Genomic DNA, 17073 nt, shown 5'->3' with positions numbered 1-17073 from the left:
GTTAGCGAAAGCTCGCGCGATACTGCGCCGGCGAGATGCCCAGCCGCTGCTGGAACAGGACCCGCATGCGGTCCACCGTCACGAAGCCGCATTTGTAGGCGATCGACTTCAACGGCAGCGCACTGCCTTCCAGCAGATTCCGCGCGATATCGATGCGCGCCCGCTCGATGAACGCATGCGGCGTCATGCCGGTATCGGCGACGAACAAGCGCACCAGATTGCGTCCGCTCATGCCGACCTCGGCTGCCAGCGCGTCGAGCGTCAGCCTGGCGCCGATATTGGCCATCACGTAGGCCTGCACGCGCGCCACCGGCGAATCGGCCTGGCTCGGCGCCGCGGCCAGATACGGGCTGAACTGCGACTGCCCGCCCTGGCGCTGCGCCACCACGACAAGCCGCTTGGCCACCGCCAGTGCCACCTTGGCGCCATGGTCCTCGCGGACAAGGGCCAGCGCCAGATCGATTCCTGCCGTGACGCCTGCCGATGTGACCAGCTTGCCGTCGCGCAGATAGATACGGTCGTATTCGACCGTGGCGGCGCGAAAGCGCTCGGCCAGGTGAGCGGCGTTCTGCCAATGGGTCGTCACCGTACGGCCGTCCAGCAGGCCGGCATGGCCCAGCACGAAGGCGCCGGTACAGACCGAACCATGCAGCCGCGCGCGCGACGCCGCGGTACGGAGCCACTTCGACACCGCGGCATCCGCGGGCGCAGTGGGCAGCCCCGGCCCGCCCGCCACCAGCACGATATCGAAGCGCGGCGCTTCGTCGCCGAGCGACAGATCCGGCATCAACTGCATGCCGTTCGACGCGCGCAGCGGCTTGCGCGTCTTGCCGACCAGCACCGTTTCATAGCGGTTCTTGCGTTCGATGAAGGCATTGGCCTCGGCGAAGACGTCGGCGGGCCCCGTGACATCGAGCGCCTGCACGCCTTCGAGCATCAGGATGGCGACGGTGGTCACGCTCATCTCGTCGGTTTCCTGCGGGTGTCCTGAAGCGCGGTCATGATGTCCTGATCTGACGGGTTGACGTCATTGTAGTCAAACGCCGCGCACACCAGAATCGAATCGCAGGACGGGCCCGTCGAACCCGACGGGGAAGACGGCGGCCCGGCTGGCAGTTTCCCTTCCCACTGTGGCGATGGTGAAGGCGCAGGGCATCGTGCCGCTGCCCTCGCCGTGCCCACCATTCAGGAGCGATAACGATGGCTGAAATCATTGCCGGCATTCGCGTGCCAGACAGCGCGATGGCCCGCGCCGCGACCCAGCTGGTCCGCGACACCGAGGACGATCTGCTGTACCACCATAGCCGCCGCGTGTTTTTCTGGGGCGCGCTGACCGGCGAGCGCAAGGCGCTGGCCTACGATCCCGAACTGCTCTATATCGGCGCGATGTTCCATGACATGGGGCTGACGCAGCGCTATGCCAGCGACGATCTGCGCTTCGAAGTGGACGGCGCCAACGCGGCGCGCGATTTCCTGAAGGGCTACGGTATTGCCGAGCGGGATATCGATGACGTCTGGGCCGCCATCGCGCTGCACACGACGCCCGGCATCCCCGAGCATATGCGGCCGACGGTCGCGCTGGTCACGGCGGGCGTCGAAATGGATGTGCTGGGGCTGTGCTATCACGATTTCACCGGCGAGCAGCGCGATCACGTCTGCCGGCATCACCCGCGCGAGCACAACTTCAAGGAAAGCATCATCGACCATTTCGCCCAGGGCACGCGCCGCAAGCCGCTGACGACCTTCGGCAACGTCAAGGCCGACGTGCTGGCGCTGAAGGACCCGAACTACCGGCGCCTGAACTTCTGCAGCATCATCCTGGGATCGGCCTGGCCGACCTGAGTCGGCAGGGCCTTGGGCCAGGCGTGCCGATGCCTCGCAGACGCCTGGCTCCAACTTCGCGCTCTAGCGGCCGGGGCGTGCGCCCTTTGCCGCGAATTCCGCGACGAGCGGGCCATACTCCTCCATCAGCGGGAATTTCTCGAAGCTGTGCGCCGCCCCGGTCGTTGCCCAAGGCAGCGCTTCGCTCGTATACGTCTCGACATAGGGGCGGAACCATGCGACATCGTCCAGCATGGAGGGGCGAACGTTGACAAAGCCCATGCTCGGTTCGAGTTCGGTGAACACCCAGGTCTTGCACCAATCGCAATGCCGGTGATGAATTTGCTCCCCATGCATGCCACCGACGACTGGCTCTCCCTCGGTCACGCGAAAGCCGGCCTCGGGAATCGCCATCGACAGCGAGAAGGCGCTGGCGCTCATTTTCTGGCAGCCGGTGCAGTGGCACGCCATCGTCAGCAGGGGTGGGGCGGTGATTTCGAAGCGCAACCGTCCGCATCGACATCCGCCGGCCCAGGGCAAGTTCCAATCGTTCATCGCGATCTCGTCGTAGGTATGAGGAGACGAAATTCTATGATGAATCGGAATTGCCCCGGCCTTGCCGTCTATGCCGGGGCGACGGCGGCGTCAACGACGGTGGCCCGCAGGCGGACGTTCATTGCAGTGTCAGTCCGATCGCCTTGGTCGCCGCCTGGTAGGTCGGCCAGACGCGGCCGATGAACTGACGCAGGGCGTCGCCGGTCAGCGGCGTGTCCTGGCTGCCAAGTTGCTGCCTGACCGCCTTGACCTGCTCCGATTCGGTGATCGACTTCGACACCAGTTCGGCCAGGCGCGCGGCGATCTCCGGCGGCAGGGCGGCCGGGCCCAGCAGCATGTTGCACTCGGTCAGGTTGCGGAACACCGGGCTGGTGAAGCCCTCATCGGCCCAGGTCGGGATGCCCGGCAGGCGATCGCTGCGCGGGCCGGAGATGATCAGGATCGGCTTCAGCCCACCGGATTGCAGGCCGCCCGTCATGCCGAGCAGCGAGCCGGCGCCGACATCGATATGCCCCGCCAGCAGGTCGCCCATCATGGCGCCGGTGCCCTTGTAGTTGATGATGTCGAGCTGCGCGCCGGTCTCCTTCTTCAGCTGCGCGACCATCAGCTGCCAGCCCGAGCCCACCCCGTAGTTGCCGACCGAAACGGGACGCTTGCGCGCCAGTGCCAGCACCTCCTTGAAGTTGTTGGCCGGCAGGTTCTTGTTGGCCACCATCACGCCGACGCCGGTACTGACCGCGGCGATCGGCAGCAGATCGCGGGACGGATCGATCGGCGGCTTGCGCAACAGCACCGGCGCCTGGGCGAGCTGGCTGTGCAGCGTGAACAGCAGCGTGTAGCCGTCCGGCTCGCTGCGCGCCACGGTCTCGGCCGCGATCATGCCGACGCCGCCGGGCTTGTTCTCCACCACCACGGGCACCTTCAGCACGCTGGTGAAATACTCGGCGAACGCGCGCGCCGTGCTGTCGTTGGACGAGCCGGGTGCCTGCGCGGCAATGATGCGGATCGGGCGGCTCGGCCAGTTGGCGGCGCGAGCGGATGCGAACGGCCACGGCAGCACGGCCAGCGCCGCGCCGGCGCGCAGCAGGCGACGGCGCTGGCCGTCGATCGGCCATTGGGGTGGGTTGTCAGCCTTCATATCGTCTCCGTATCGTTGTTATCACTGCACGGCCGCGTGTCCCGGCCGCCGTTCGCGCCGTAGCGGGCGCTACATGCCGATCAATGCGGCGCGCTCGACCAGATTGCGGACGATGCGGATCGATGCGATGTCGATCATCTTGCCGTCGTACTGGACCGCGCCCAGGCCTTGCGCGAGCGCGGCATCGTAGGCCCGCATCATGTCGCGGGCGCGGGCCACGTCCTCAGGGGAGGGGGAAAACACCTGCTGCGCCAGCTCGACCTGCGACGGGTGGATCGCCCACTTGCCGACCATGCCGAGGATCATGGCGCGCCGGGCTTCCTGCAGATAGATGTCCGGGTCGCGGAAATCGGCGAAGGGGCCATCGACCGCGTCGAGCCGGTTGGCGCGCGCGGCGATCGTCAGCCGGTGCCGCTGGTAGTGCCAGATGTCGCCGGGATACCCGCCGCTGCCTCCGATGTCGCGTACCGATACGCCCTGGCTGGCCGAGTAATCGCCCATGCCGAAGATCAGGCATTCGAGGCGGGGCGTGGAGGCCGCGATCGCCTCCACGTTCATCATCGCCTCGACCTCTTCGATCAGCACGTCGATGCCGATCCGATGCGGCAGCTTCAGCTTGATCTCCATCATCGTCAGCAGCTTGTCGACGAACTGCACGTCGGCCGCGCTCATCGCCTTGGGCAGCATGATGACGTCGAGGTTGGCGCCGGCGCCCTCGACTACTTCGATGATGTCCTCGTAGGCGTACTCGGTGGTCAGGTCGTTAACGCGCACGCAGCGGGTCGTCCTGCCCCAGTCGAGCTGGTTCAGCGCATCGACGATCTTCGCCCGCGCGGGGCGCTTTTCCGAGGGGGCGACCGCGTCTTCGAGATCGAGGAAGACGAAATCGACGTCCATCGCGGCCGCCTTGCTCATCATCTTCTCGCTCGAGCCCGGTACGGACAGCTGGCAGCGGCGCAGCCGTTTTGGCCGTTGTTGTGCATCCCTTTGCATCACGGTGTTTGCTCCTTGGTGTTGAGAGTAGCTGTCGCTCTTGTGATGGGGCGACGGCGGCTACTGCCGGCCGGCCGCCAGCGCGGCAATTTCCGTCGCCGTGAAGCCGAAGTCGGCCAGCGTGTGGGCGGTGTGCTCGCCGACCAGCGGTGCCCGCCGGCGTACCGTCCCCGGTGTCGCGCTCATCCGCACCGGCGTTCCGGCGACGGTCAATGGCCGTGCCGCACCGGGTTGTTCCACCTCGACCAGCATGTTCCGCACGCGAAAATGCGGGTCGGCGAAGATGTCGCCGGCATCGAACACCGGACCGAACGGAATCTCGCCGCCAAGCTCGTGCGCGAGCTGCTGCTTGGTGAATTGCCGGGTCCAGGCCGAGACCAGCTCGTCCACCGCTTCGCGATGCGCGACGCGGGCGTCGTTGGTGGCAAAGCGGGGGTCGTGCTGCAGCTCGGGGCGCTGCATGCGCGCCACCAGCAGCGCCCAGAAGCGGTCGTTCGGAACGCCCAGACTGACGTGGCCGTCGGCGGCCGGAAACAGCCCGAACGGGCACAGCAGCGGATGGCCGTTGCCCTCGGGCCCGGGCGCCTTGCCGGTGACGCTGTACTGGAACACCAGCCGCTCGCAGACGGCGAGCACCGCATCGACCATCGCGACGTCGACGAACTGGCCCTGACCGGTTCGCTGCGCCCGCCAGCAGGCCGCGGCGATGCCATAGGCAAGAAACATCGCGGGGACGATGTCGCCGATACCGGGCCCGATCTTGGTCGGCGCACCGCCGCGCTGCGGCCCGGTGATGCCCATGATGCCGCCCATGGCCTGCGCCACCGGGTCATAGGCCGGCCACTCGGCGTAGGGGCTTGCACCGCTGCGCGGATCGCCGAAGCCGCGCAGCGTGGCATAGACGAGCCGCGGATTCTCGGCGGCCAGGGTCTCGTAGCCCAACCCGAGGCGGTCCATCACGCCGACCCGATAGTTTTCGACCAGCACGTCCGCCTGCCGCACCAGCCGCAGCAGCGCCTGCCGCCCGGCCGGATGCTTCAGGTCCAGCTCCACCGATTCCTTGCCGCGGTTGATCGAGCCGAAGTAGGCACCGTACCCCCGCTGCTCGAGCCGCAGCGCTCCATCCAGATGCGGGCCGTTGCGGCGCGTCAGGTCGCCGCCTGGCGGCTCGATCTTGATCACGCGCGCGCCCTGGTCGGCCAGCATCATCGAGGCGTACGGCCCGGCCAGCATCTGCGTCAGATCGAGCACCACCAGGCCATCGAGGGCACCGGCAGGGCGGTCGTCCCCACTCATCGCGCGCCCCAGTGGCTCTTGCGCTTGAGCAGCACCGTGCGTTCGGCCTGCACGCACAGCTTGTCGTGCTGATTGATGCCGTAATGGCGGAAACGGACGAGCCCCGCATCGGCGCGGTCGGCCGCTTCCTCGACGGCCAGCACTTCCGAATAGGCGTACAGCGTGTCGCCATGGAAGACCGGATGGGACAGCCGGATCTTGTCCAGGCCCACTTCGCGCAGGCATTGCTCTGCGGTGTCCTGCGCGGCCAGGCCCAGCACCATCGACAGATTGATGCCGCCGAACACGACGCGCTGCGAGAAGATGCCGTTGGCGGCGCGGCGCATTGCGTCCTCGTTGAAATGCCCCTCGGCCGTGTTCATCACCATGTTGGTCAGCAGCACGTTATCCATCTCGGTCACCGTCTTGCCGCGCGCATGGCGGATCAGCATGCCGGGGGCGAAGTCCTCGAAATAGCCGTCGTGGCTGGTCAGCGCGTGCGTCTTCATGCCGTCGTCCTCCCGGATCGTTGCTCGAAGGCCCGGCTGGCGATCATCGCTTCGACTTCCGAACGCCCCAGCAGGCTGTTGGCGATGATGCGCTGCTGGATCTCCGAGGTGCCCTCGAAGATCTTGGTCAGCCGCGCATCGCGCCAGTAACGCTCGACCGGGAACAGCTTGGTGTAGCCGGCGCCGCCGAAGATCTGCAGCGCGGTCGACGTGACACGCTCGGCCATTTCCGAGGCGAAGTACTTGACCATCGACGCCTCCTTGTCGCACCGGCGGCCGCTGTCGATCTCGTTGCAGACGTAGTACAGCAGCTGGCGTGCCGCTTCGATCTCGGTCGCCATCGTGGCGATCTTGAAGCGGATCGCCTGGTATTCGGCGATCGGCATGCCGAACTGGCGGCGCTCCAGCGAATAGGCGATCGCGTCCTCGAGCGCGCCCTGGGCGAGACCAATGGCGCGTGCCGCGGTATGCGCGCGCGCGCCTTCCAGTCCCTTGGCCATCAGCAGGAAGGCCTTGCCTTCGCCGCCCATCAGATTGCGGGCGGGCACGCGCACGCCGTCGAGGGCCAGCTCGAAGGTCTTCCAGCCGAAGTAGCCGATCTTGGGAATCGGCGAGCCGGTCATGCCCGGCGGAAAGCTGCCGCGTTCCTTCTCGATCATGAAGCAGGAAATGCCTTCCCAGCGCTTGTCGGGGCTCGGCGGCGGCGAGGTCCGTGCGAACAGGATCAGGTAGTCGGCGCCATCGGCGAAGGTGCACCAGTACTTGTTGCCGGTCAGCACCCACTGGTCGCCGTCGCGCTCGGCGCGGCACGAGATCGAGGCCAGATCCGAGCCGGTGTCGGGCTCCGACAGCGCGCTGGCGTTCAGGAACTCGCCGCGCACCACGCGCGGCAGGTACGCCTGGCGCATGTCCTCCGGCATCGCCTTCATGATCCAGCCGCCCTGCGCGCGCGCGACGATGGAAGCGACCGACATCCACCCGCGCGACAGCTGTTCGCAGATCAGGCAGTACTCGAAGATGCCAAGGCCGAGGCCGCCATATTGCTCGGGGATCGTGATGCCGAAATAGCCCATCTCCGCCATCTTGTCGCGCAGATCCATCGGGATCTCGGCGTCGGGACCGTCGAGGGCGTTGGCGACCGGTAGTACTTCCTTCATGGTGAACTCGCGCGCCGCCTCGCGGATCATTTCGCGCTCTTCCGTCATGTAGCCCTTGCCGTCTGCCGAGATGGTCATGCCCTGGTCCTCACAAGATTCGAACGTTTGAACTCGATCACCGCTTCGCCGCGCTGGTTGGTGCCGCGCGTGTGCCAGGTGACGATGCCGTAGCCGGGCCGATTGCTGGCCAGCCGGCGCGCGACCACTTCGGAGCTGGCGTACAGCGTGTCGCCGGGGTACACCGGCTGCAGGTAGCTCAGCGCGTCGACCCCGAGGAACGGGCCGCCGCCTTCCGACAGGTCTTCGACGGACAGCCCAAACACGGTGTTGAACACCAGCAGCGGATTGACCGGGATACGCGGATGGCCCGCGGCTTCGGCCACGGCGACATTGGTGTATTGCGGGTTGTAGTGCAGCGTCAGCACCGAAAACAGCGTGTTGTCGGCCTCGCTGACGGTGCGTCCCCAGTGATGGGTGAAGGCACGGCCGGGCTCGAAGTCTTCGTAGCGGTTGCCGCGCGCGCGCAGCGTGGCTTCTGTCTTCAGCCGTGCCACGGTCGGGTCCATGGAAGCGGAGTCTTGCGACGTCATCGGATTGCCTCGAACAGGGGGTCAACGGAGGGGAGACGGTCCAGCGATTGCACCGCGTCGACCAGGCGGCCGAAGCGCTCGCTGTCCAGCACCGGCGTGACGATGGCCTCCGCCTTGGCAAGCAGTTGCTGCCACTGGCGCTCCAGATCGCTCGCCGGCACGGCGACGTTGGCGCTCTCGCGCAAGGTCCGGTCGTCGCGAGTGCGAATCTCGACGACCGCGGCGTTGCGGTCGCCGCCCTGATCGGTGCGCAGCGTGATGCGTTCCCGCGCCCGAACCAGTCGCGGATCGCTGGCCTGCTCGTCGGTGTAGTTGCCCAGCGAGGCGGTGGACACGCCGTCCAGCGCCATCGCTGCAAGATGCTGGATCGCGAACTTGATCTCGAGCCCGGTGCGGGGCCGGGCGATATCGCAGACGCCGCGATGCGGGCCGGACACGAGGATGGCCATCGTTTCCATATCGTCCAGGCCGATCCCATGCTTGCGGCGAGCCTGCGCCACGGCCTCGAGCGTGGAGTGGGTCAGGTAGCAGGACGCGTGGTACTTGAACAGCGTCCTTTCGATCGCCATGGTGTCGCGCCGTTCGAAGTCGGCAGGCAAGGGCTCGCCATCGGGAGCCTGCGTGGCGGCAAATCCCTGCGGGGATTCCAGTGCCGCGGTGTTGGCGGTGAAGCCGCGCGCCGCCAGGCGCGCCGCCATCACGCCATTCATCGCCGCCTTGCCGGCGTGCAGCGGCTTTGCCATCGTGCCGAACATGCATTTCAGACCGGCGGCCTGCGTCGCCGCCAGACCAAGCGCGTGCGCGGTACGGTCGGCGTCGAGCCCCATCAATCGCGCACAGGCCGCGGCGGCACCGATGGCGCCCGTGGTGCCGGTGGGATGCAGGCCGAAGCGGTATTGTGCGTCGCCCAACCGCTCGCCGATGCGGGCCTCGACCTCATGGCCGATCACCAGCGCGCGCAACAGGTCGGCCCCGCTGGCGCGATGCCGTTCGGCAACCGCCAGCGCGGCGGGCGCGACGGGCACGGTCGGGTGACCGCGCATCGCGGAAGCGACATCGTCGAAATCGAGCGCGTGGCCGGCGGCGCCATTGATCAGCGCGGCGTCGGCAACTTCTGCGCGGGTGCCGCCCAGCACGGAGCAGGGCGCCGCCGCACCGCCGCCATATTCGGCAGCAAGCATCCTGACCAGCGCTTCGTCGTTGGCGGCGATCGCCACCGCCAGCCAATCCAGCAGGGTATGACGGGCCCAGACGAAGGCCGCGGGCCCGATCGTCGCATCGTCGACCGTACTGAGCCACTGCGCCATCGCGCCGGTAAAGCCGGGTGCCGCCTGATCGGATCGTTCCATTTCCACCTGTTCATGCGCCCGGTTTGTCGGGCGACGGTTATTGGGGTGGAGGCAGTATCGATCAGTGCGCCGTCGGCCGGCATCACATATGTGATGGATGGATTCGGCCGCGATCCATCACATACGTGATGACGGTACGCCAATCGGGCCGTCAGACTCGATGTCGCGCGGTGACATGCCGCGCGTTCGGCAAGCCAACCCTTGACTATGAAAACCATGACCGACGACAACCTCCGCCTGCGCCGCTCGGTGCTCTACGTTCCCGCCGCCAATGCCCGCGCGATAGACAAGGCCAGAAACCTGCCGTGCGACGTGATCGTCTTCGACCTCGAGGACGCGGTGTCGCCTGCGATGAAGGATGCCGCACGTGCACGACTTGGCGAGGCGCTGTCCACGCAGCCATTTCCGCATCATGAGGTCGTGCTGCGGGTCAATGCGCTCGGCACCGCCGAGTTCGAGCAGGATCTGATGCTCGCCGCCCGCGCCGGCGTCGATGCGGTGCTGTTGCCCAAGGTCAGCGGCGACGGCGATGTGCTGCGATTTGCGCGGGCCTGTGCCGCGCTGACATGGCGAAAGCCGGCGCGGCTATGGGCGATGGTGGAGACGGCTCAGGCGATTCACGCGCTCGATGCGATCGTCGTCGCAGGCCGCGCCGCGGTGCCCCGACTCGACTGCCTGGTGATCGGCACCAACGACCTGGCCAAGGAGACGGGCGTTTTCCCCGGAGAAGAGCGTCGGTACCTGCTGCCGTGGCTGATGCAGGCGATGCTGACCGCGAAACGGCACGGCGTCGATATCCTCGATGGCGTCTGGAACGACTTCGGCGATCAGGCAGGTTTTGCCGTTGAACTGACGCAGTCGGTGCGGATGGCTTTCGACGGCAAGACGCTGATCCATCCTTCCCAGATCGATGCCGCCAACGCGGCATTCGCGCCGTCCACCGAGCAGGTCGCCGAGGCCGAGCGGATCGCTGCCGCATTCGCGGCCGACGAGCATGCCAATGCGGGCGTGATCAATCTCGACGGCCGGATGGTCGAGCGCCTGCACCTGGAGCAGGCGCTGCGGGTCATCGGCCGTCGCCGGGCCATCGCTACTGCGGAGCAGCGACGTGGCGGCGCGGCAGCCGCCTAGCAGTTGCGGGCGACTGCGAGCACCGCGGGCAGCAATTGCTTGCGGCGCTCATGCAGCCGGGCCACCGGTCCGCCGGTGCCGATGCCCAGCCATTGCCCGCGAATTGGCGTCGCCAGCAATGTCGCCAACACGCCGGCGCCCGGCGTGGCGAGATTGGCGGACTCGTAGTAGCCCTGCTCGCGCGCCTGCCGTACCGCACGCAGGGTGTCGGTCAGCCGTGCCGGCGGCCATCCGGCCTTGCGCTCGGCGTTATAGCGGCGCAGCAGGCGGCCGACCTCGTCGTCGCTCATGCGGCTCATCAACATGATGCCGATCGCGGTCAGATGCATCGGGCGCATGCCGCCGGATACCGCGGTGAGCCGCAGCGCATGCGGGGATTCGATGACCGACAGGTACTGCAGCATGATGCCGCTCTGGCGGCCAAGCAGCACGGTTTCGCCCGTCTCTTCGGACAGCCGCCGCATGGCGTCATGCACGGTGGCACTGGCCCCGTGCTTGCGCGTGGTCCAGTCGCAGAGGAAGGACACGCGGACAGAGGGGCAGAACGTGCGCGCCTGCGCGTCGAATTCCATATAGCCGCGCGCCACCAGCGTGCGCACCAGCATCGACACGCTCGATTGCGGGATGCCCAGCTTCTCGACGATTTCGCTGACCCGCAACGGCCGCCGCTCCCGCTCGAACAACTCGAGCAGGTCGAACACCCGGTTCGCCGACTTGACCATGCCTGCATCCATTGAGAGTCCTCCCTAGGTGGCGTCGGGCCTTGTCTTCGAGGCATCGCCCCGCTATTCATTCGGAGTTACCGGCTATTCCAGCGCGCTTTGGACGAAGCGCCAACGCCTGGAATTCGTGATAACTCGAGCTCCAACGCGATGTCGTCGACCGCTGGATCTGCAATTTGGGGAAGCCAATTGACTCGTCCCACTAGCCATAGTGCTGTCCCATACACGGCGATCGATACGGTCGGGTCCCCGTTCTCCATCTTCCGCAGTGTCGGTACCGAAACCTGCATCCGCTCGGCGAAGGCTGCCATGGTTTCCTTCCGTCGCTTACGCGCGATGCGCAGGTTGTGGCCGAGGACCTCCAGGGATCGGGACACTGGGCCGGGAAGGGTGGCGATCGTGCGAGCTCTGCGTGGCATGGAAGCAATAGTATCGAGTCGCGGACAGAATGAAAACTATCTTTTCCATTCCATCATTCCCACCTGGAAATGAAGAGGCTGCTGGACAGGAGTGGGGCGCCGGTTGGAAATTCCGAACTGGAACGATATCGCGCTCGAATCATCGCTGTAGCGCGTTTCGGGAATGGCTTAAATTGCTGCCACCCGGCCGCACGAGATCGCCGATCTCCCGGCCCGGATCCCCGCAAGAGCCATGAAAGCCAGCCAAATTTCTTCCCTGCCCAACCATGCCGTGATCCGCGAGGTCGGTCTGCGCGATGGGCTGCAGAGTGTGCAGACCATCGTGCAGACCGAGCACAAGCGCGAGTGGATTCGCGCCGCGTACGAAGCCGGCCAGCGTGAAATCGAGATCGGCTCATTCGTGCCGGCGCGGCTGCTGCCGCAACTGGCCGATACGGCCGAGCTGCTGGCCTTCGCCAGGACGCTGCCGGGCCTGTTCTGCTCGGTGCTGGTGCCGAACCTGCGCGGTGCGGAACTGGCCCTCGCCAACGGGGCGGACTTGATGCTGGTGCCGCTGTCGGCCAGCCACGCGCACAGCCTGGCGAACTTGCGCAAGACCCCCGACGAAGTGGTGGCGGAAGTGGCCCGCATGCGCGCGGCCCGCGACGCGGCGGGCGCGCGCACATTGATCGAAGGCGGCGTCGGCACGGCGTTCGGCTGCACGATCCAGGGTCAGGTCGATGCCGACGAAGTATTGCGCCTGATGCAGGCGCTGCTCGATGCCGGCGCGGACCGTGTCAGCCTCGCCGATACGGTGGGCTATGCCGATCCCGCTCAGGTCGCCGCGCTGTTCGAGCGCGCCGTCGCGATCGCCGGCGACCGGCTGTGGTGCGGCCATTTCCACGACACCCGCGGACTCGGTCTGGCAAACGTCTACGCCGCGATGCAGGCAGGCGTGAACCGTTTCGATGCCTGCCTCGGCGGCATCGGCGGCTGCCCGCATGCGCCCGGCGCGAGCGGCAATGTCGCGTCCGAAGACCTGGCGTACATGCTGGGCAGCATGGGGATCGACACCGGCCTCGATATCGGCGCGCTGCTGCGCCTGCGCGAACGTGTGGCGGGCTGGCTGGTCGGCGAAACGCTGCACGGCACGCTGTGGCGTGCCGGCTTGCCAAAGACATTTCCGGGCGTCGGCGCTCCCGACGATGCCGATATCGCCGTGCCGGGCCGCTGTGGCACGGCCGCTTCCTCGACTCTCCAAGCCTGATCGCCCCTCGATTGGGTCATATCATGATGCAAACCGACGAATCCCTGCCGCTTGCCGGCATCCGCGTGGTCGAGTTCACCCATATGGTCATGGGCCCGACCTGCGGCATGATCCTGGCCGATCTCGGCGCCGAGGTCATCAAGGTCGAACCGCCCGGTGGCGACAAGACGCGCAATCTGCCGGGTCTCGGCATCGGCTTTTTCCGCGCCTTCAACCGCAACAAGAAGAGCGTGGTGCTGGACATCACCACAGACGAGGGCCGCGCCACCGCGGCGGAACTCGCAGGGCAGTGCGACGTGCTGCTGGAGAACTTCCGGCCCGGCCTGATGCGCAAGCTCGGGCTCGACTACGACACGCTGTCGAAGTCCTGTCCGCGGCTGATCTATGTCTCGCACAAGGGCTTCCTGCCGGGGCCGTACGAGAATCGGCTGGCGCTCGACGAGGTGGTGCAGATGATGGGCGGACTGTCGTACATGACGGGACCGAAGGGGCGGCCCCTGCGCGCCGGTACCTCGGTCAACGACATCATGGGCGGCATGTTCGGCGCGATCGGCGTGCTGGCCGCGCTGCACGAGCGCGATTTCACCGGACGCGGCCAGGAGATCCAGAGCGCGCTGTTCGAAAACTGCGTGTTCCTGGCCTCGCAGCATATGCAGCAGTACGCGATGACGGGCGAGGCGCCGCCGCCGATGCCCTCGCGCGTATCGGCCTGGAGCGTCTATGACGTCTTCACGCTCGCCGACGACGAGCAGCTGTTCATCGGCGCGGTCAGCGACAAGCAGTTCGTCACGCTGTGCAAGGTGCTGGAGCGGCCCGATCTGCTCGACGTGCCCGAGTACGCCAGCAATGCCTCGCGCGTCGCGGTGCGCCCGCAACTGCTGGAGCAACTCGGCGGCATCCTGTGCCATCGCCGCGTCGCCGAACTGGCGCCGAAACTCGAGGCGGCAGGCATTCCGTACGCGCCGATCGTACGCCCGGACCAGCTGCTCGACGACGTGCACCTGAAGCAGAGCGGGGGACTGGTGCCGATGCAGGCCGAGGACGGCTCGACGGCGCCGGCCGTGCTGCTGCCGCTGCTGATGGGCGGCCGCCGGCCGGGGGTGCGCAGTCCCTTGCCGAAGCCCGGCGAACACAACGACGAAATCCTGGCGCGGCTGGGCAAGGCCGCGCGTTGACATCACCGAGGCGGCCGGACATGCGAAGCGCGTCCGGCAATGCCGATCAGGCCGCGGCACAGCGGCCGACCCATATCCATCTGGAGACAACATCATGCATTCCCCCCGCTCGCGCTCCAACGCGCCTTCGCTCCTCCTGCGCCGCAACGCCGTCAAACTGGCCGCGGCGGCCATCACGCTCGGCATGCTGGGCGTGCCGGCGCTGTATCCCGATCGGGCCGCGCAGGCGCAATCGTCGTCCGGCAAGCCGATCCGATTGATCCTGCCGATCAGCGCCGGCTCCGGGGTCGATTCGATCGCGCGCGCCGCCGCGCCAGCGCTGGGCAGGGCTCTGGGCCAGCCTGTCGTGATCGAGAACATGCCGGGCGCCGGCGGTATTACCGGCGCGGCAGCCGTCGTCAAGGCGGCCCCGGACGGCACCACGCTGGGTCTCGTGTCGAACAACCATGTCATCAATCCCAGCGTGTTCAAGTCGATGCCGTTCGATGCGATCAAGGACATCACGCCGATCAGCGTGCTGGGCGCGACCTCGCTGGTGCTGGTGGTCAACCCCAAGGTGCCCGCGCGCAACGTCAAGGAACTGGTCGGGATGCTGAAGGCCAAGCCCGACGAATACAACTACGCGTCCTCCGGCAATGGCACGGTGATTCATCTGGCGGGCCAGATGTTCCTGGAGGAGGCCGGTGTCAAGGCGCGCCATATTCCGTACAAGGGCACCGGGCCGATGGTCACCGATCTGCTGTCGGGACAGGTACAGATGGGCGTGGTCGCGCTCAATGCGGTGCTGCCGCATCTGAAGGCCGGCACGCTGCGGGCCATCGGCCTGTGCGGCACCACGCGTTCCCCCGCCGCACCCGATATCCCGACCATCGCCGAACAGGGTCTGCCCGCTTACGACGTCGAGGGCTGGTTCGCGCTGATCGGCCCGGCCAACATGCCGCCCGCCGAAGTGCAACGCCTGCACGACGCCTTCGCCAGGGCCTTCACCAGCCCCGAAGTCGTCGAGGCGCTGAGGAAGCAGGCGACGGCCACGAAGCCGACCACGCCGGCGGAGGCCGCGAAGTTCTTCGCCAGCGAAGCCGCGCGCTATGCCACGCTGGTCAAGAAGGCCAACGTGTCGATCGAATAGCCGCACGCCGGCGTTTCTTCTCTCCACCAACGCACGCATCACTGAACATGGCTCTTTACCAGCTCGGCGAACTGACGCCGTCCATTTCCGACACCGCCTTCGTTGCGGATCAGGCCACCGTGATCGGCAACGCGCACCTCGGTGAGCAGGTCACCGTATGGCCCGGCGCGGTGATCCGCGCCGACAACGAACCCATCGCAATCGGCGATCGCGCCAACGTGCAGGAGGGCGCGGTGCTGCATACCGATCCGGGCTGCCCGCTGCGGATCGGCACCGACGTCACCATCGGGCATCAGGCGATGCTGCACGGTTGTACCGTCGGCGATGGCGCACTGATCGGCATCCAGGCGGTGATCCTGAACAACGCGACGATCGGCAGCGAATCGCTGGTCGCGGCCGGGGCGCTGGTCACCGAAGGCAAGTCCTTCCCGCCGCGGTCGCTGATCCTCGGCTCCCCGGCGAAGGCGGTGCGCGAACTGAGCGACGAGGAGGTGCGCAATCTGCGCGCCAATGCCGCCGACTACGTCAGGCGCGGCGCGGACTACAAGAACCAACTGAAGAAGCTGGCCTGAACGGGCGCTCCCGCCCGAACAATCAAAACAAGGAGGAGACATGAACATGCCTGTCAAGGCAGGGCGGAGCGTTGCCGCCGTTTGCCATCGCAAGTCCGCAGCCATGCTGGCGACGGCCCTCATTCCCGCCATGCTGGCCTGCCACGTCGCCCATGCCCAGCAAGTTGCCAACGTCGTGCTCTATGGCCTGCTCGATACCGGCATCGAATACATCAGCCACGCGGGCCCGGACGGCGGCGTGCTGCGCATGTCCAGCGGCAATCTCGCCGGCTCGCGCTGGGGGCTGCGCGGCAAGGAAGATCTCGGCGGCGGACTGAGCGCGGTATTCGTGCTCGAAAGCGGCTACAACAGCGATAGCGGAACGTCGGGGCAGGGCGGACGGCTGTTCGGCCGCCAGGCCTATGTCGGCCTGCAGGGCCGCTGGGGCGCGATCACGCTGGGCCGGCAGAACAACACGCTGTACGACCTGTTCGTGCCGTTCGATCCGACCCGCTACGCGAGCTATGGCGTGTTGCCGCAGGACCCGCACTTCGCCGGCCGCGCAGACAACGCGATCAAATACACCGGCAAGTTTGGCGACCTGACCGTGACGGGCCTTTACAGCAGCGGCTACGATGCGACGATTGCCAATGGAGCGGAGATACCTGGCTCGTTCCGGATCGGCCAGGAAATGGGCGCAGGTGCAAGCTATACGATCGGCAAGCTGAACGCCGTGCTTGCCTACGATCAGCGCCGTGGCGCCGCGGCGGCCACGCAAGGCAGTATCGAACGCCGCTATGCCGCCGGCATGCTGTGGTCGTCGGGGCCGTTCTCCGTGATGGCGGGCTATCGCTTTCTGCAGGGGACCATCGCGACGCCGTCGCTGCGCGCGCATCTGTACTGGGTTGGCGCGGGGTACCAGTTGACGCCGGCGTTGGCGCTGCGCGGCGGCATCTACCGGACCGATCGTCGCGATTCGCTCGACGATGCGATCAGCTACGCCGTGTCCGCCGTGTACAACCTGTCGAAGCGGACGGAGCTCTACGCGAATGCGTCCTTCATGGACAACCGCGGCGCATCGGCGCTCAGCGCGGCCAATGCCGGCCCCAGCGGCGGCGCCGGTGTGGATCAGACCGGTGTGGTGCTCGGAGTCCGGCACGTGTTCTGAGCAGAGTGGGGCGGGACGGCGTGCCGTCCAGAATGGCGCCGCAACCGGGTGATTTGATTTTTAATGATAATGCAATATCATTATCGTCCGATCGAAATCAGGACGACATCTTGCCTGCCGCTCAGCAACCACGACCCAATACGAT

18 protein-coding genes are annotated in these 17073 nt (G+C 66.9%); 7 read left to right on the top strand and 11 right to left on the bottom strand.

Features of this window, described 5'->3' with window-relative positions:
- Position 1 precedes the first annotated feature (1 nt).
- Positions 2–958: a GlxA family transcriptional regulator gene (locus J5T34_RS21470; protein ID WP_208583193.1), complete on the bottom strand. Its 957-nt coding sequence runs from the start codon at positions 956–958 to the stop codon at positions 2–4.
- A 242-nt stretch (positions 959–1200) separates the two neighbouring features.
- Between J5T34_RS21470 and J5T34_RS21465 the strand changes: the two genes are divergently transcribed.
- Positions 1201–1842 carry an HD domain-containing protein gene (locus tag J5T34_RS21465; RefSeq protein ID WP_208582921.1) on the top strand — a complete coding sequence of 214 codons (642 nt, stop codon included), beginning with the start codon at positions 1201–1203 and terminating at the stop codon, positions 1840–1842.
- Positions 1843–1905: 63 nt separating this feature from the next.
- Here the strand turns inward: J5T34_RS21465 and J5T34_RS21460 are convergent, their stop codons facing one another.
- From J5T34_RS21460 to J5T34_RS21425, 8 genes are all read right to left on the bottom strand, one after another.
- The gene (locus tag J5T34_RS21460) at positions 1906–2328 is read right to left on the bottom strand and encodes a GFA family protein (protein ID WP_208583192.1); all 423 of its coding nucleotides are present in this window, start codon (positions 2326–2328) and stop codon (positions 1906–1908) included.
- Positions 2329–2494: 166 nt separating this feature from the next.
- Positions 2495–3514 carry a Bug family tripartite tricarboxylate transporter substrate binding protein gene (locus J5T34_RS21455; RefSeq protein WP_208582920.1) on the bottom strand — a complete coding sequence of 340 codons (1020 nt, stop codon included), beginning with the start codon at positions 3512–3514 and terminating at the stop codon, positions 2495–2497.
- Positions 3515–3583: 69 nt separating this feature from the next.
- Positions 3584–4507, bottom strand: a complete 924-nt coding sequence (locus J5T34_RS21450; protein ID WP_208582919.1) for an HpcH/HpaI aldolase/citrate lyase family protein — start codon at positions 4505–4507, stop codon at positions 3584–3586.
- A 60-nt stretch (positions 4508–4567) separates the two neighbouring features.
- Complete coding sequence (locus tag J5T34_RS21445) at positions 4568–5803, bottom strand: CaiB/BaiF CoA transferase family protein (RefSeq protein ID WP_208582918.1); 1236 nt, start codon at positions 5801–5803, stop codon at positions 4568–4570.
- A complete protein-coding gene (locus J5T34_RS21440) occupies positions 5800–6291 on the bottom strand; it encodes a MaoC family dehydratase (RefSeq protein ID WP_174106558.1) in 492 nt (163 codons plus the stop codon). The genes J5T34_RS21445 and J5T34_RS21440 overlap by 4 nt, the downstream gene beginning before the upstream one ends.
- Complete coding sequence (locus J5T34_RS21435; RefSeq protein ID WP_208582917.1) at positions 6288–7526, bottom strand: acyl-CoA dehydrogenase family protein; 1239 nt, start codon at positions 7524–7526, stop codon at positions 6288–6290. The genes J5T34_RS21440 and J5T34_RS21435 overlap by 4 nt, the downstream gene beginning before the upstream one ends.
- A complete protein-coding gene (locus J5T34_RS21430) occupies positions 7523–8014 on the bottom strand; it encodes a MaoC family dehydratase (RefSeq protein ID WP_208583191.1) in 492 nt (163 codons plus the stop codon). Before J5T34_RS21430 ends, J5T34_RS21435 begins: the two co-directional genes overlap by 4 nt.
- Positions 8015–8034: 20 nt before the next feature.
- Entirely contained in the window at positions 8035–9387 is a 1353-nt protein-coding gene (locus J5T34_RS21425; protein ID WP_208582916.1) for an MmgE/PrpD family protein, read from the bottom strand.
- Between the two features lie 216 nt (positions 9388–9603).
- On the opposite strand from J5T34_RS21425, the gene J5T34_RS21420 reads away from it, so the two are divergent.
- Positions 9604–10518 carry an HpcH/HpaI aldolase/citrate lyase family protein gene (locus J5T34_RS21420; RefSeq protein WP_208582915.1) on the top strand — a complete coding sequence of 305 codons (915 nt, stop codon included), beginning with the start codon at positions 9604–9606 and terminating at the stop codon, positions 10516–10518.
- Here the strand turns inward: J5T34_RS21420 and J5T34_RS21415 are convergent.
- Positions 10515–11252, bottom strand: a complete 738-nt coding sequence (locus J5T34_RS21415) for an IclR family transcriptional regulator (protein WP_244259129.1) — start codon at positions 11250–11252, stop codon at positions 10515–10517. The genes J5T34_RS21420 and J5T34_RS21415 overlap by 4 nt on opposite strands.
- 65 nt (positions 11253–11317) lie before the next feature.
- On the bottom strand, positions 11318–11659 hold the full coding sequence (locus tag J5T34_RS21410) for a helix-turn-helix domain-containing protein (RefSeq protein ID WP_208582914.1): 342 nt from the start codon (positions 11657–11659) through the stop codon (positions 11318–11320).
- A gap of 232 nt (positions 11660–11891) precedes the next feature.
- Between J5T34_RS21410 and J5T34_RS21405 the strand changes: the two genes are divergently transcribed.
- From J5T34_RS21405 to J5T34_RS21385, 5 genes are all read left to right on the top strand, one after another.
- Positions 11892–12905, top strand: coding sequence for a hydroxymethylglutaryl-CoA lyase (locus tag J5T34_RS21405; protein ID WP_208582913.1), 1014 nt, complete (start codon positions 11892–11894; stop codon positions 12903–12905).
- A 23-nt stretch (positions 12906–12928) separates the two neighbouring features.
- The gene (locus J5T34_RS21400) at positions 12929–14080 is read left to right on the top strand and encodes a CaiB/BaiF CoA transferase family protein (protein ID WP_208582912.1); all 1152 of its coding nucleotides are present in this window, start codon (positions 12929–12931) and stop codon (positions 14078–14080) included.
- Positions 14081–14264: 184 nt separating this feature from the next.
- Positions 14265–15209, top strand: a complete 945-nt coding sequence (locus J5T34_RS21395) for a tripartite tricarboxylate transporter substrate binding protein (protein WP_244259173.1) — start codon at positions 14265–14267, stop codon at positions 15207–15209.
- Positions 15210–15256: 47 nt separating this feature from the next.
- The gene (locus J5T34_RS21390) at positions 15257–15781 is read left to right on the top strand and encodes a gamma carbonic anhydrase family protein (RefSeq protein WP_208582910.1); all 525 of its coding nucleotides are present in this window, start codon (positions 15257–15259) and stop codon (positions 15779–15781) included.
- Between the two features lie 40 nt (positions 15782–15821).
- Positions 15822–16928, top strand: coding sequence for a porin (locus J5T34_RS21385; RefSeq protein ID WP_432207696.1), 1107 nt, complete (start codon positions 15822–15824; stop codon positions 16926–16928).
- Positions 16929–17073 lie beyond the last annotated feature (145 nt).

Origin of the sequence: Cupriavidus gilardii (assembly GCF_017598945.1) — a bacterium.
Lineage (GTDB): Bacteria > Pseudomonadota > Gammaproteobacteria > Burkholderiales > Burkholderiaceae > Cupriavidus > Cupriavidus gilardii_E.
The sequence above is the reverse complement of the archived record's forward strand: the minus strand, read 5'-3'. Positions and strand labels throughout refer to the sequence as shown.

What these genes read in the sequence shown, in the direction of transcription:
- J5T34_RS21465 (WP_208582921.1), top strand. Translation starts at nt 1,201, where the DNA reads ATGGCTGAAATCATTGCCGGCATTCGCGTGCCAGACAGCGCGATGGCC.
- J5T34_RS21455 (WP_208582920.1), bottom strand. Translation starts at nt 3,514, where the DNA reads ATGAAGGCTGACAACCCACCCCAATGGCCGATCGACGGCCAGCGCCGT.
- J5T34_RS21450 (WP_208582919.1), bottom strand. Translation starts at nt 4,507, where the DNA reads ATGCAAAGGGATGCACAACAACGGCCAAAACGGCTGCGCCGCTGCCAG.
- J5T34_RS21445 (WP_208582918.1), bottom strand. Translation starts at nt 5,803, where the DNA reads ATGAGTGGGGACGACCGCCCTGCCGGTGCCCTCGATGGCCTGGTGGTG.
- J5T34_RS21440 (WP_174106558.1), bottom strand. Translation starts at nt 6,291, where the DNA reads ATGAAGACGCACGCGCTGACCAGCCACGACGGCTATTTCGAGGACTTC.
- J5T34_RS21435 (WP_208582917.1), bottom strand. Translation starts at nt 7,526, where the DNA reads ATGACCATCTCGGCAGACGGCAAGGGCTACATGACGGAAGAGCGCGAA.
- J5T34_RS21430 (WP_208583191.1), bottom strand. Translation starts at nt 8,014, where the DNA reads ATGGACCCGACCGTGGCACGGCTGAAGACAGAAGCCACGCTGCGCGCG.
- J5T34_RS21425 (WP_208582916.1), bottom strand. Translation starts at nt 9,387, where the DNA reads ATGGAACGATCCGATCAGGCGGCACCCGGCTTTACCGGCGCGATGGCG.
- J5T34_RS21420 (WP_208582915.1), top strand. Translation starts at nt 9,604, where the DNA reads ATGACCGACGACAACCTCCGCCTGCGCCGCTCGGTGCTCTACGTTCCC.
- J5T34_RS21415 (WP_244259129.1), bottom strand. Translation starts at nt 11,252, where the DNA reads ATGGATGCAGGCATGGTCAAGTCGGCGAACCGGGTGTTCGACCTGCTC.
- J5T34_RS21410 (WP_208582914.1), bottom strand. Translation starts at nt 11,659, where the DNA reads ATGCCACGCAGAGCTCGCACGATCGCCACCCTTCCCGGCCCAGTGTCC.
- J5T34_RS21405 (WP_208582913.1), top strand. Translation starts at nt 11,892, where the DNA reads ATGAAAGCCAGCCAAATTTCTTCCCTGCCCAACCATGCCGTGATCCGC.
- J5T34_RS21400 (WP_208582912.1), top strand. Translation starts at nt 12,929, where the DNA reads ATGATGCAAACCGACGAATCCCTGCCGCTTGCCGGCATCCGCGTGGTC.
- J5T34_RS21395 (WP_244259173.1), top strand. Translation starts at nt 14,265, where the DNA reads ATGCTGGGCGTGCCGGCGCTGTATCCCGATCGGGCCGCGCAGGCGCAA.
- J5T34_RS21390 (WP_208582910.1), top strand. Translation starts at nt 15,257, where the DNA reads ATGGCTCTTTACCAGCTCGGCGAACTGACGCCGTCCATTTCCGACACC.
- J5T34_RS21385 (WP_432207696.1), top strand. Translation starts at nt 15,822, where the DNA reads ATGAACATGCCTGTCAAGGCAGGGCGGAGCGTTGCCGCCGTTTGCCAT.